This is a genomic window from Marinobacter sp. CP1, from assembly GCF_001266795.1.
GTDB lineage: Bacteria > Pseudomonadota > Gammaproteobacteria > Pseudomonadales > Oleiphilaceae > Marinobacter > Marinobacter flavimaris.
In genome coordinates this window covers 2,130,985-2,143,406 of record NZ_CP011929.1, presented here as the reverse complement: position 1 = coordinate 2,143,406, position 12,422 = coordinate 2,130,985, and the positions used below count along the sequence as shown (strand labels likewise).

At 59.3% G+C, this 12,422-nt stretch carries 11 protein-coding genes, 1 tRNA gene and 1 riboswitch; of the genes, 4 read left to right on the top strand and 8 right to left on the bottom strand.

Annotation, left to right across the window (positions count from 1 at the left end):
- Positions 1-190 precede the first annotated feature (190 nt).
- On the top strand, positions 191-1,501 hold the full coding sequence (locus tag ACP86_RS09895; protein ID WP_014578953.1) for an NAD(P)/FAD-dependent oxidoreductase: 1,311 nt from the start codon (positions 191-193) through the stop codon (positions 1,499-1,501).
- 24 nt (positions 1,502-1,525) lie between these two features.
- Here the strand turns inward: ACP86_RS09895 and ACP86_RS09890 are convergent.
- Positions 1,526-1,599: transfer RNA gene (locus ACP86_RS09890), tRNA-Gly, on the bottom strand.
- A gap of 70 nt (positions 1,600-1,669) precedes the next feature.
- Between ACP86_RS09890 and ACP86_RS09885 the strand changes: the two genes are divergently transcribed.
- From ACP86_RS09885 to ACP86_RS09875, 3 genes are all read left to right on the top strand, one after another.
- Positions 1,670-3,394, top strand: a complete 1,725-nt coding sequence (locus tag ACP86_RS09885) for a potassium/proton antiporter (RefSeq protein WP_053113517.1) — start codon at positions 1,670-1,672, stop codon at positions 3,392-3,394.
- A gap of 107 nt (positions 3,395-3,501) precedes the next feature.
- Complete coding sequence (locus ACP86_RS09880) at positions 3,502-4,065, top strand: L,D-transpeptidase family protein (RefSeq protein WP_053113515.1); 564 nt, start codon at positions 3,502-3,504, stop codon at positions 4,063-4,065.
- A 206-nt stretch (positions 4,066-4,271) separates the two neighbouring features.
- Positions 4,272-4,553, top strand: a complete 282-nt coding sequence (locus ACP86_RS09875) for an Lpp/OprI family alanine-zipper lipoprotein (RefSeq protein WP_014578950.1) — start codon at positions 4,272-4,274, stop codon at positions 4,551-4,553.
- Between the two features lie 41 nt (positions 4,554-4,594).
- Here the strand turns inward: ACP86_RS09875 and ACP86_RS09870 are convergent, their stop codons facing one another.
- The 7 genes from ACP86_RS09870 to ACP86_RS09840 form a co-directional block, all read right to left on the bottom strand.
- Complete coding sequence (locus tag ACP86_RS09870) at positions 4,595-5,398, bottom strand: slipin family protein (RefSeq protein ID WP_053113513.1); 804 nt, start codon at positions 5,396-5,398, stop codon at positions 4,595-4,597.
- A gap of 37 nt (positions 5,399-5,435) precedes the next feature.
- A complete protein-coding gene (locus tag ACP86_RS09865) occupies positions 5,436-6,923 on the bottom strand; it encodes an NfeD family protein (RefSeq protein ID WP_053113511.1) in 1,488 nt (495 codons plus the stop codon).
- Positions 6,924-7,028: 105 nt separating this feature from the next.
- Positions 7,029-8,075 (bottom strand): L,D-transpeptidase family protein, encoded by a 1,047-nt coding sequence (locus ACP86_RS09860; RefSeq protein WP_053113510.1) that lies wholly within the window; start codon positions 8,073-8,075, stop codon positions 7,029-7,031.
- Positions 8,076-8,127: 52 nt separating this feature from the next.
- Entirely contained in the window at positions 8,128-8,697 is a 570-nt protein-coding gene (locus ACP86_RS09855) for a TMEM165/GDT1 family protein (protein ID WP_014578946.1), read from the bottom strand.
- 4 nt (positions 8,698-8,701) lie between these two features.
- Positions 8,702-8,889: riboswitch (yybP-ykoY riboswitch) on the bottom strand.
- 46 nt (positions 8,890-8,935) lie between these two features.
- The gene (locus ACP86_RS09850; protein WP_053113508.1) at positions 8,936-10,327 is read right to left on the bottom strand and encodes an MDR family MFS transporter; all 1,392 of its coding nucleotides are present in this window, start codon (positions 10,325-10,327) and stop codon (positions 8,936-8,938) included.
- 3 nt (positions 10,328-10,330) lie between these two features.
- Positions 10,331-10,756, bottom strand: a complete 426-nt coding sequence (locus ACP86_RS09845; RefSeq protein WP_008176821.1) for a MarR family transcriptional regulator — start codon at positions 10,754-10,756, stop codon at positions 10,331-10,333.
- Positions 10,757-10,918: 162 nt separating this feature from the next.
- The gene (locus ACP86_RS09840) at positions 10,919-12,202 is read right to left on the bottom strand and encodes an MFS transporter (RefSeq protein WP_053113506.1); all 1,284 of its coding nucleotides are present in this window, start codon (positions 12,200-12,202) and stop codon (positions 10,919-10,921) included.
- Between the last annotated feature and the right edge of the window lie 220 nt (positions 12,203-12,422).

The following is a 12,422-nucleotide window of genomic DNA, read 5'->3' as shown; positions in this document are numbered from 1 at the left end:
CAGGCCGGAAGGAAACAGCACTTCCGTAGAATTGTACCCACAGGTCCGGGCGCGTTAACATTATTGCCCGGCTCAGGCCCCGCCCTGTTTCCCGATCGAATTCCGGCTGCTCGTCTGGTTCCGAGTGAGGACAGCCAAGCATTCTCGCCTGAAGAGTGCTTGGCTCTCTTCACTTACAGGTCTGATTGGTATGGATAACCTTCATCACATTGTTGTGGTCGGCGGTGGCGCCGGCGGTCTCGAACTTGTTACCAGCCTCGGCAACAAACTGGGTAAAAAGGGAAAAGCCAGAATCACGCTGGTGGATTCCGGTCTGACCCACGTCTGGAAACCCCTGCTGCACGAAGTTGCCTCCGGTTCCCTGGATGCCAGCGCGAACGAGATCAACTACCGCGCCCATGCCCGCAAACACCATTACGAATTCCAGCTCGGCCGCATGAGCGGACTGGACCGCGATAGCAAGAAAGTGGTCATAGCCCCGTTCCACGATGTCGACGGCACAGAGGTCGTCCCCGAACGCCATATCCCCTACGACACACTGGTGATTGCCGTGGGCAGCACCGCCAACGACTTTGGCACGCCCGGCGCCCAGGACAACTGCCTGTTCCTGGACAGCCTCAAACAGGCCCGGCGCTTCCACAACCTGATGCTCAACGCCTTTCTGCGCAAGAATCACGAGGCGTTGCAGGGGGCTGAGCATACCCTGAATATCAGCATCATTGGCGCGGGTGCCACCGGTGTGGAACTGGCAGCAGAATTGCGACTGGCGTCTCGCGAACTGCCGGTGTACGGCATGAACCACCTTCAGCCCTCGGACGTTTCCATTTCCGTGATCGAGGCTGCCGACCGTATTCTTCCCGCCCTGCCTGGCCGGCTGTCTGCAGCGGCCACCAGGGAGCTGGAACACCAGCGGGTGAAAGTGCTGACCGGCCAGCCGGTAAGTGAAGTCAGGCCCAGTACGGTCGTGATGAAAGACGGCACCGAATTACCCTCGGAAATGACCATCTGGGCAGCGGGCATCAAGGCCCCGGCCTTCCTGGCCGAGCTGGAAGGTCTGGAGGTGAACCGGAGCAATCAACTGGTGGTGGAACAGACCCTGCAAACCACCCAGGATGCCAATATCTTCGCCTTCGGCGACTGCGCTGCCTGTCCGCAACCGGATTCCGACCTGCCGGTGCCCCCCCGGGCCCAGGCTGCGCACCAGCAGGCAGACACCCTGTTCAAGACCCTCTGCAACCGCCTGGACAATGGCGAGGCGGTGCCCTTCGTCTACAACGACCACGGTTCGCTGATCAATTTCAGCCGCTACACCACCGTCGGCAATCTGATGGGCAACCTGTCCGGCCGCAGCATGTACATCGAGGGCAAGGTGGCCCGCATGTTCTATCTGTCCCTCTACCGAATGCATCAGGTAGCCCTGCACGGCATGTTCCGCACCGGGATTATCTGGCTGATGGATAAAATCAGCCGTGCCATGCAACCCCGACTCAAACTACACTAGAGATACAGTCGAGCGGCAATGAAGTGGAGCGGGTGAAGGGAATCGAACCCTCGTATGCAGCTTGGGAAGCTGCCGTTCTACCATTGAACTACACCCGCAAAAAAAGGGCCGCGAAAGCAATATAAGCGGTCCGCCCGGCAATGGGCAAGCATTCTGTCTGGAGCAACAATGGATCCCACCCTGACTCTGATTGGCGCCCTGATGCTGGTCATCAGTATCGTGCTCAGCCCGCTTTCCAGCCGGGTGGGCATGCCGGTGCTGCTGATCTTTCTGGTGGTCGGCATGATGATGGGCGAGGACGGCCCGGGTGGCATCCAGTTCGACGATTTCGAGCTCGCGTTCCTGATTGCCAATCTGGCGCTGGGCGTGATCCTGCTGGACGGCGGCATGCGCACCCGTGCCGAAACCTTCCGCGTGGGGCTGAAACCCGCCCTGGTGCTCGCTACGCTCGGGGTCGCGATGACCGCCGCTGGTGCCGCAGTTGTGGCCTGGTGGGTGTTCGACCTGCACTGGCTGACGGCCCTGCTGATTGGCGCCATCATCTCATCCACCGATGCCGCAGCCGTGTTTTCACTGCTTCAGGGGCGGGGCCTGCACCTGAACGAACGGGTCAGTGCCACCCTGGAGATCGAATCCGGCAGTAACGACCCCATGGCGATTTTCCTGACCCTGATGCTGGTCACGCTCATCGGTAACGAAGGCGACCACGCGGGCTGGGCGGTCTTGACCATGCTGGTGCAGCAGTTCGGTGTCGGCGCCGTTGCCGGGATTATTGGCGGCTTCGCCGTGGTTGAGCTGGCCAACCGGATCCGCCTGACGCCTTCGCTGTATCCCCTTCTGGTCGCCGCTGCTGGCATCTCGGTGTTTTCTGCCACAAACGCCCTCGGCGGCAGCGGATTTCTGGCCATTTATCTGACCGGGGTGGTGATCGGTAACCGCCATGTCCGGATGATGCCGATGATCCTGCAGGTGCACGATGGTCTGGCATGGCTGGCCCAACTGTGCCTGTTCCTGATGCTCGGACTGCTGGTAACGCCCTCCGATCTGATTCCGCTGGCCGGCGGCGGGTTGATCCTGGCCCTCTCGCTGATCTTCATTATCCGCCCGCTGACGGTCATGCTCACCCTCTGGCCGTTTGCCTTCAATCGCCGCGAGCTTGGTTTCATCAGCTGGGTCGGCCTCCGGGGTGCGGTGCCGATTGTACTGGCCCTGTTCCCGATCATCGCTGACTTGCCGGAAGCTCAACTGGTCTTCCACGCGGCTTTCTTTATCGTGCTGGTCTCACTCCTGGTTCAGGGCACCACCATGACGCCCCTGGCCCGGAAACTTCGCCTGGAAGTTCCTGCCGGAGAGGATCCCTATCGAAGGCTGCCCCTGGATGCGCCGGCCGCTGGCGACCACGAATTGATGCTCTTCCCGCTGCGGGGCGAAATCTGGCAGACGCCGCGGCGGCTGAGCCAGCTGCGGTTTCCCGAGAACACCGCCGTCGCCGGCGTCTTCCGGAACCGGGTTTGCCTGCAGCCGAAAGCCGATCTGGAAGTTTCCAGTGGCGACATGGTGGCGATGTTCGCAACCCCCAGTGTGCTGCCGGAACTCGGCAAGGCCCTGAGCGGCCGCCACGCGCCCAAGTACCTGGCTGAACGGGCATTTTTCGGAGATTTTGTGCTCAACGGCGATGCCCTGCTGGGTGACGTCGAGCAGGTTTATGGCATTGAATTCGACGATCTGCCTCCGGAACTGTCCCTGGCTGAATGCTTTGCGAGGCGCACCAAGGGGCACCCGGTTGTCGGTGACGTGGTTACCCTTGGCCCGGTAACGCTGGTGGCCCGGGCCACCAGTGCTGACCAGGTAACCAAGGTGGGACTGAAGATGGACAATTCACAAAATGGTTGATCAGCGAACCAGATAGCCAAAAAAGTTAACAAAACCCCTTAACAGATCCCTTGCGGGCTATGGTATAAAACGCCTGTACAAAGATTAATCATTGGTAAGTTAAGGACATGAGCATTTTCCGCGCCCTGTTATCCAGCCTCGCCCTGCTCTGCATGGCGGCCGCTCCAACCGCCTTTGCAACCGAGCTGCTGGCCAAGGCCGACACCCGGATGCCGGTTGCCACCATGTATGAGCCCGCGGACATTCAGAACGTCAGTAGGGTGGTAGTTCGCAAGGGAGAGCGCCGTCTGTACCTGATGGATGGCGAGGACGTGGTTCGCAGCTACCGCATTTCCCTGGGCGACAATCCGGAAGGCCATAAGCTGTACGAGGGTGACGAGCGCACACCGGAGGGCGATTACACCCTGGACTGGCGCAATGCCAAGAGCGATTTCTACAAATCCATCCACATCTCCTATCCCAGTGAGCGGGATCAGGAACTGGCGTCCGCCTGGGGCCTGGATCCCGGTGGCAGCATCATGATCCATGGCCTGCCCAATAACGTGGGCGACATGGCCTTTGCCTATACCGGCCTGGACTGGACTGATGGCTGCATCGCCGTCACCAACGAAGAGATGGACGAAATCTGGCAACTGGTGTCCAACGGAACCCCCATCAGCATTCACCCATGAGCCAAACCTGACAGCCGCATTAAGTTGTTGTCATATGCTTAGCAAATTTACGTATCTGTAGTTAACATTCCCACTTACAGTGTTTTACACTATTTAACGACTCCGGTAGTCATTGCCTGACAAACTTTGCTGCGCAGGTTGACAGGAAGTCGTCTATACTGACTTTCGGATCACAGGAAATAACTCGACCAATAAGGGGATTTACAATGCGTAAACTGACGATCGCCGGGATTGCACTGGCCACTGCTCTGACTGCAGGTTGTGCCACCACTGACCAGGGCGCTATCGACGAAGCAAATGCAACCGCCAGCTCCGCTGAGCGCACTGCAGAAAATGCTCTGAACACCGCTAACAGCGCTGCAAGCTCTGCACGTACTGCCCAGCAGACTGCAGAAGAAGCTCTGGCCGCTGCCAAGGCAGCCCAGAAAGCCGCTGACGAAGCAAACGAGCGTGCCAAGCGTATGCTCGAGCGTGCCAGCCAGAAATAAGGCTGATACGTAACCGAAAGGCCGGCATTGCCGGCCTTTTTTTATGCCCCGGAATCGGGCTTTTCCGGTTCGGGTTTGTCCGGCGTAAAGGGCTTGTTCTCCTTCAGGAATGTGGTCATCAGTTCCATGGGCAGAGGGAACACAATAGTGGATGAGTTTGTGTTGCTCATATCCGCCAGGGTCTGGAGATAACGCAACTGCATGGAGCCGGAATTGGTAGACATGACATCCGCCGCTTCCACCAGCTTTCTGGACGCCTGCAATTCGCCCTCGGCGTGGATGACCTTGGCACGACGCTCACGCTCGGCCTCCGCCTGGCGGGCAATGGCACGAATCATCGATTCGTTGAGATCCACATGCTTGATTTCAACATTGGCCACCTTGATGCCCCATTCCTCCGTCTGGGCATCGATGATCTCCTGGATATCGGAATTGAGCTTGTCCCGTTCTGACAGCATTTCATCCAGGTCGTGCTTACCCAGCACCGACCGGAGAGTTGTCTGGGCAAGCTGGCTGGTAGCGGAATTGAAATCCTCCACCCGGATAATGGCCCGCTCCGGATCCACGACACGGAAATAAAGCACGGCATTCACTCGCACCGTCACGTTATCCCGGGAAATGACATCCTGGCTGGGCACATCCAGAGTGATGACCCGCAGGTCCACCCGCACCATCTGCTGAATGCCGGGAATCACAATGATCAGCCCCGGGCCTTTAACACCCTGGAACCGACCGAGAAAGAACACGACGCCCCGCTCATACTCCGGCAGGATCTTGATGGCCGAAGCGAGAATCAGCAGTAACACCACCGTGGGTGCCAAATAGGGAATCAGATCGCCAATCATACGGCCTCCTTGTATTGCCGTTACTTTGTCTGCCAGGTCAGCCGTTGTCCGGAATAACCCTGACGGTTACCGTCAAACCCTCGATTGCTGTCACCTGAACCCGGTCACCTTCGTTGACCGGTCCTTCGCTGATGGCGTTCCACCGCTCACCGCTCAGACGGACGTGGCCGCGAAAATGACCATGGTCTCCGGAGAAGTCATCCAGCGCCACACCTTCCTCGTGGGTAATCTGTTCAGCACCACTGACCGGATGCCGTCGACGCAGCCCGATAAACCGTGTCACCGTCCACAGGATAAAACCGGCAGCCACGACGGCCGTGCCGCCAATGGTCGGCAGGGAAATATCCCGGTGACTGCCGTCCATCAAGATGATCGAGCCAGTCACGAAGGCGACAATCCCGCCAACCCCCAGTATCCCGAAACTGGGCACAAAAGCCTCGCCCACGATGAACGCCAACCCGAGCAGAATGAGGGCCAGGCCGGCATAATTCACCGACAGGACCTGGAAGGCGAATAGCGCAAGGATCAGCGAAATCGCGCCAATCACGCCGGGCACGACGGCACCGGGGTTGGCCAGCTCGAAGATGATGCCGTAGAAGCCGATGATCATCAGAAAGTAGGCCACGTTCGGATTGGTAATCACCGACAAGAGGCGGGTGCGCCAGTCCGGCTGGGATCGGACGATTTCCATATTGGCCGTGTTCAGGGTCCTGTCGCCTGACGCCATGCGAACGGTGCGTCCATCCACTTGCTGCAACAGATCCCGGAGGTTGGGGGAGACCACGTCAATGACGTTCTTCTCCAGCGCCTCTTCGGCACCGAGGTTTACAGCCTCACGGACGGCCTCTTCAGCCCAGTCGGCGTTGCGACCATGGCGTTCGGCCAGGCCGCGGATGTAACTGACCGCGTCCTCCAGAACCTTGCGCTCCATGGCGGTACCTCCGCGCCGTTTGCCTTCGTCGTCGCCGGCTTGACGCTCATTGTCGGATGACGATTCGGAGGCGGAATCCGACCCTTCCTCGGAGGTCGGAGCTTCGGAGGCCGGATCGCTCTCGGGTTCAGGGCTACCCGGCAGCCCACCCATCTGGACCGGCGTGGCCGATCCCAGGTTGGTGGCAGGCGCCATGGCGGCAATGTGACTGCCATACAGAATGTAGGTGCCTGCGCTGGCAGCCCGGGCGCCCTGCGGGGAAACATAGGTCGCGACAGGAACGTCGGAGGCCAGGATCACCTTGATGATGTCCCGCATGGAATCCATCAGGCCGCCGGGCGTATCCATTTCGATAATCACCAGACCGGCACCCTCGGATTCCGCGCGGCGGATGCCCCGGGTCACGTAGTCCATGGTGGCTGGGCCGATAGCCCCCTCAACGGTGAGTACCAGAGCAGTTTCGGAGGATTTCTGCTGGGCAAAAACCTGATGGGCCAGGGACGCCAGCGCTAGCAGCACACCTGCCAGGAATACCAGAGCCCAGGCCCGGAAGCGGGCGGGATTCTGTGATCGCATGGGACGGTGTGCCTGCATAAAGCCTCCCCGGATCCGGAAGAAATTCAACTTGATACAGATACGATGGCAGCGGGGCCGCGGTTCTGTCCTACACAGGCCGGCAACCGTGTTCAGCGCACCGCATCAGAAGTATAGCCGCTGCTCCGGCTCCTTGGCCGATTCCGGCGACTTGTCTTCCACGGTCTTGTCGGCGGCCATCCGGGTCACCCGCTCACCAATCATGGTCGGCAGGCCATCCGCCTGGTCGACGGCCAGTTCAATGGCACCGCGTTTGACCTCGACGTCCGGATGACGGCTCCGGAAAGCTTCAACTTCAGCGAACACCTGTTGCCACAAGCGCTCTCGATCTTCGCGGGGGTAGTCTTCATGGGGACGGTGGACTTCCAGCCAGACCTCGCCATCCGAAAAACCGATCTTGACGGCGTCGTGGACAACCTGGACCGGCGTGCCCTTCTCGACCTGATACACGAACCGGGAGATATCCTCGTTGTACATCCGGAAACAACCATGGCTGACCGGCATGCCGACGCCAAATTTCTTGTTGGTACCGTGGATCAGATAGCCTTTTTCACTCAGGAGCAGGGCGTGGGTGCCAAGCGGGTTGCCGGGGCCGGGCGGAATCATCCTGGGCAGATAGTCTCCGGACGCCTCGTACTCTGCTCGAATGCTCGCAGGCGGATACCAGGCCGGGGACTCAAGTGGCATGGTGACCTCGGCATCGGTCAGAGGCGACGGATTCTCTGCCGTGCCAACGCCCACGGGGTAAACCTGCACCCCCTCATCGGTGAAGTAATACAGGCGGTACTCGGCAAGATTGATAACGATGCCTTCCCGCCGGGCGTCCGGCAGCACGTACTGGCGCGGCAGGGTGATGGTGGTGCCGTCGCCGGGTAGCCAGGGGTCCACACCAGGGTTGGCCTTGACCAGCTCCAGGTACCCCATGGCCAAACGGTTACCAATGGCGGCAAAGGTGTCCTCATAACGGGTTTCAAAAACACCGAGCTCTCCGGCCAGATCCCCCTGGACAGGGAATGTGGGCACACGAGGGCTTCGATCCGGCTCCTCGGGGGATTCCGGGTCGCTGGCAGCATCCTGAGCCTCCGCAAACACGACGGTCGGGAACACCAGAAACTGTGCCAGAGAAAAAACCGCTAAAAATCTGAACCACATAGAAAACGTTCCGAAAGCATCAGGCAACCGGGTACAGTGACAGCAAGTACCCTCAGGAGTTCATATAGGTCGCCCATACTGTTACGACGGCAAGTGCCACAAACAACACACTTGCACCAATCCGCGCTGTGGCGAGGGGCAACCTCTCCATCAGCCAGCGTCCCGCCATGATAACCGGTATATTGGCCAGCAGCATACCCACCGTGGTGCCCAGAATAACCCAGAACGTCTCGGTAAACCTGGCAGCGAGAACGACGGTCGCAACCTGCGTCTTGTCGCCGATCTCCGCCAGAAAGAACATGATGGTAGTGGCCATGAACGCCCCCATGCCCAGGAACTTTGAATCGTCGCTGTCGTCCTTGTCCGGCACCAGCAACCAGAGCGCGATCGCGACAAAACTGCCGGCCAGAATCCACGGCAACCAGGCTTCCGGAATGAAAGAAGCGACCCAGGCACCGAGCCAGGCAGATAAGGCGTGATTGAGAACCGTTGCGACAAAAATGCCGAGAATAATAGGCAGGCGGGTGGCGTATCGGGCAACCAGGAAAAGCGAGAGCAACTGGGTCTTGTCACCAATTTCCGCTATGGCAACAGCAACCGTCGAGGCGAGAAAAGCGTCCATGAAAAACTCCAGGGCGGATAACCAGACATGAGGCAGCCCACCTTCCGCCCAATGGAGGTGAAACCGCCTCAGGTCTTGCCAATATCACCGGTGTTGCGGTGAGACATGATAGCCATGGGGATTTGGCCCCAAGTATGTTGACTATCATCCGCTCGGACAATCCGATGCGGAGGCTACTCCCCTGAAGAGATGCCGGCATGATAATGAATCCGGCGCGGGGCCGCAACCAAAGGTCTTCCTAGACCCGCATTCGCCACACCGGGATCGCCGCAACCGCTACGAATGCCGCCACCAGCCACCAGGCCGAGTGGAACGCGTTGATCGTGGGCATCCCGGAGGTGTGCTCGCCAAATTCAATGGTCAGTGCCACCAGGTTAACGCCAAAGGCGCCACCGAGCTGGCGCATGAAGTTAAGCGTGCTCGAGCCGGCCCCCAGCTCCTGTGGCTCCAGCGGATTCAGGGCGCCGGTCGAGAGGGCCGGGAGCATGAAACCGATACCGATGCGGCCCAGCACTGTCCAGAGCACCAGCCAGCCAAAGGCGAGCTCGAGATCGGACAGCGCGAACAGCACGGCGGAAAGGGCAAATGCCCCAATACCGAACACCACCAAACCCCGGGCACTGTGCCTGTCGGCCATGCGGCCGGCCAACGGAAACGTCATACCCAGGACAATACCAGCAGGCAGCATCAGCAAACCTGCCTCCGTTGCGCTGAAGCCCAGAGCTGTCTGTACGAACAATGGAATGAGGTAGGTGGATCCGAACAGCGCCAGCCCCAGTGCCATGGCACCCAGGCAGGCGAAAACAAAGACCGGCTTGCGCAGCAGGGCAATGTTCACCAGAGGATGGGCAGTTTGTCGCTCACGCAGTATGAATAGCAGCAGCCCGCCGAGGGCCAGTAGCCCTTCGATCAAGATCCAGCTCTTCTGGCCTGCCGCCTGTTGCAACCGGTTCAGAGCATCGAGCGACAGGGCGATGGTAAACCCGAGCAATACAAGGCCGGGGAGGTCAAAGCGATAGGGGGCTGGCCGGGACACCGGCAAGGGCAGGAAGCGCCAGGCCATGAAAACACCCAGCAGCGTGACCGGAGCCGGTGCAAACATCACGTAGCGCCAGTCCAGCTGATCAACCAGAAAGCCTCCCAGCACCGGACCGAGGGCCGGGGCCAGAATCACCCCCATACCGTAGATACCCATGGCCTGGCCGCGGCGATCGCGGGGGAAAATCCGGAACACCAGATACATGCCCATGGGCTGCATCAGGCCGGCCATGGCACCCTGGCCGATCCGGGCGGCGATAAGCTGCCCCGGCGTCTCGGCAAAACCGCCGGCAAGGGAAATCAGGGTAAAGAGAAACATGGCTACGGCAAGGGTCTTGCGAACCCCGAAGTGATCCAGCAGCCAGGAGGAGGCCAGCATGGTGGTGGTCATGGCGGCGATAAAGCCCGTTGCCAGCCAGTGAACCTGGCCCTGGCGAATGCCGAACTCCACCATGATATCGTGCAACGCCACGTTGACTACGGTGGCGCTGAGTACGGTAGCCATGGTGCCTATCATCACCGTGGCCACCGCCAGCCAACGCCAGCGATCCCCGTAGCGGGCTTTCAGGCCCTCAACTGAGTTATCAGCCAAGGGTTATTTCTGCTTTTCGGCGTTTTCCAGGATCTTGTGGAACACCTTTACGGTGCACTCGATCTCTTTGTCGCTGATGCCTTCCAGCATTTCCTCGCGCAGCACCTCGGCTCGCTCGGAAAGGTCATCCATAAACGCCCGGCCGGCGTTGGTCAGATGCAGCCGCCGCGCACGGCGATCGTTCGGGCAGGGCCGGCGCTCAATCAAATTCTGTTGCTCGAGACTGTCCAGCAGTCGCACCAGAGTCGGATTCTCGATCGCCATCAGGCTTGCCAGCTCACGCTGTGTGAGGCCCTCACCGCCTTTTTCCAGGTACACCATCGTGCTCCAGCGCGCCTGGGTGACGCCCAGATCCTTCAGGCGCTCGTCCAGCATTTTTCTCCAGCGCCGGGTAACCCGCGCTACCGCAAAAGGAAACTGGTCTCTCATTTGTCGTCACTCCATATCAAAAGAGGGCTTGGCCCGGGCCGGGCGCTGCCGCGCCTTCGGCCAATTAATCACATTATCGGAAAGTCACCAATAGTATGCTAACCATTGTGATAAAAACAGATACGGAAGTAAAAACAAAATCGGGGAAAACCGAAAGCAGCGTCAGCTCGCCTGACGCTGCTCTTCGTGCATCTCCTCGACTTCAGGAGACTCATGGAATTCGGTATTTCGTGGATCGATCTCGGCAAGAACCGGCGACGCTTCCGGCATGGCAGGCACAAAGTGCTCCTGATCTGCAACGGCAACGTCCTCAGTATGACTGATCCGGTAGCTGGTAATCACGGCCAGCAGCAGCAGGAAGCCAGCATTACCGAAGAACAGGCCTTTCGGCCCCAGGAGATTGATCAGCTCCGCCATGACAACCGGCCCGATGACACTGCCAACGCCGTAACTCAGCAACAGCGTGGCACTGGCCGCCACAATACGGGTGCTTTCCATACGGTCATTGGTGATGGCCACGGCTACGGGGTACAAAGCGGCTGAAAGCCCCGTGAACACACCAACCAGAAGGGTCAAAAGCCACGCGTTTTCGGCCCCGAGAACTCCGACACCGCCTGCCGCTGAAGCCGCTACCAGAGCGATCCAGAACATCACGCGGCGCCGGTCGAAACGGTCGCAGAGCCGGCCCAGCGGCCAGGCAAGGATCATGGCAGCGACAATGGCACTGGCCATGAACGTGGATGTCCGTGCAACGTCCAGCCCGACCAGTGTTGCGTACACCGGCCCAAGCGCATAAAAGCCGCCAATCATGACGCCACAGATCAGGGCGCCGGCAACACCGGAAAAGGATTCCCGTGCCAAAGTGAAAATGGAGATGCGCTGAACCTGCTCAATAACGGGCGCTTCCATTTTGGTCAGTGCCAGCGGCATCAGCGCCAGCGCCAACAGGATCGCGGCAATCGAGAAAGGCATGAAATTGGCGGGGTCGCCGATATTTACGATGAGCTGGCCGCCGGCGGCGGACAGATAAAAAACAATCTGGTACACCGCAAACAACGCACCGCGGTTGGCATTGGTGGCACGGCTGGAGAACCAGCTCTCGATGACCACCAGCACACCGGCAATACTGAACCCGGAGAGTACCCGCAGAACGGCCCAGAAAATCTCGGAAACGGCCATCGGATAGAGTAACGACGTGACAGCGGCAGCAGCGGCAAACACCGCGAACGCCCGGATATGACCAACCCGGCCGATAATCCGGTGAACATAGAGCGTACCCAACACAAAACCGATGGAATAGCAGACCAGAATCCAGCCGATAATATCCGGCGATATCGCCTCGATACTCAGACGGATGCCCAGCAGTGTCATCAGGAATGCATTGCCACTGACCAGCAGAATAATGCTTAGAATCAGGGCAGACAGGGAGGTGACCATTCGGGTCATTACATCGGCTCCGGGCGTTACAGGGTATTTTCGCTTGGATGACAAACAAAATAGCAACAAGTCCCGGACTTTGCCGGCGACGTATTAGATCAGTAGCGGGAAGTGAAGCCACTAGGCACTTCCCGAAACCTGTTAACTGCATCACAAAAACCCGCAAAGGCCGCCGTGTAGCGGTTTAACAGGGTTTTACATTAATGCGCCGTAACAGACCATGAGTGCC

Coding starts and splice junctions, on each gene's coding strand:
- ACP86_RS09895 (WP_014578953.1), top strand. CDS start 191: ATGGATAACCTTCATCACATTGTTGTGGTCGGCGGTGGCGCCGGCGGT.
- ACP86_RS09885 (WP_053113517.1), top strand. CDS start 1,670: ATGGATCCCACCCTGACTCTGATTGGCGCCCTGATGCTGGTCATCAGT.
- ACP86_RS09880 (WP_053113515.1), top strand. CDS start 3,502: ATGAGCATTTTCCGCGCCCTGTTATCCAGCCTCGCCCTGCTCTGCATG.
- ACP86_RS09875 (WP_014578950.1), top strand. CDS start 4,272: ATGCGTAAACTGACGATCGCCGGGATTGCACTGGCCACTGCTCTGACT.
- ACP86_RS09870 (WP_053113513.1), bottom strand. CDS start 5,398: ATGATTGGCGATCTGATTCCCTATTTGGCACCCACGGTGGTGTTACTG.
- ACP86_RS09865 (WP_053113511.1), bottom strand. CDS start 6,923: ATGCAGGCACACCGTCCCATGCGATCACAGAATCCCGCCCGCTTCCGG.
- ACP86_RS09860 (WP_053113510.1), bottom strand. CDS start 8,075: ATGTGGTTCAGATTTTTAGCGGTTTTTTCTCTGGCACAGTTTCTGGTG.
- ACP86_RS09855 (WP_014578946.1), bottom strand. CDS start 8,697: ATGGACGCTTTTCTCGCCTCGACGGTTGCTGTTGCCATAGCGGAAATT.
- ACP86_RS09845 (WP_008176821.1), bottom strand. CDS start 10,756: ATGAGAGACCAGTTTCCTTTTGCGGTAGCGCGGGTTACCCGGCGCTGG.
- ACP86_RS09840 (WP_053113506.1), bottom strand. CDS start 12,202: ATGACCCGAATGGTCACCTCCCTGTCTGCCCTGATTCTAAGCATTATT.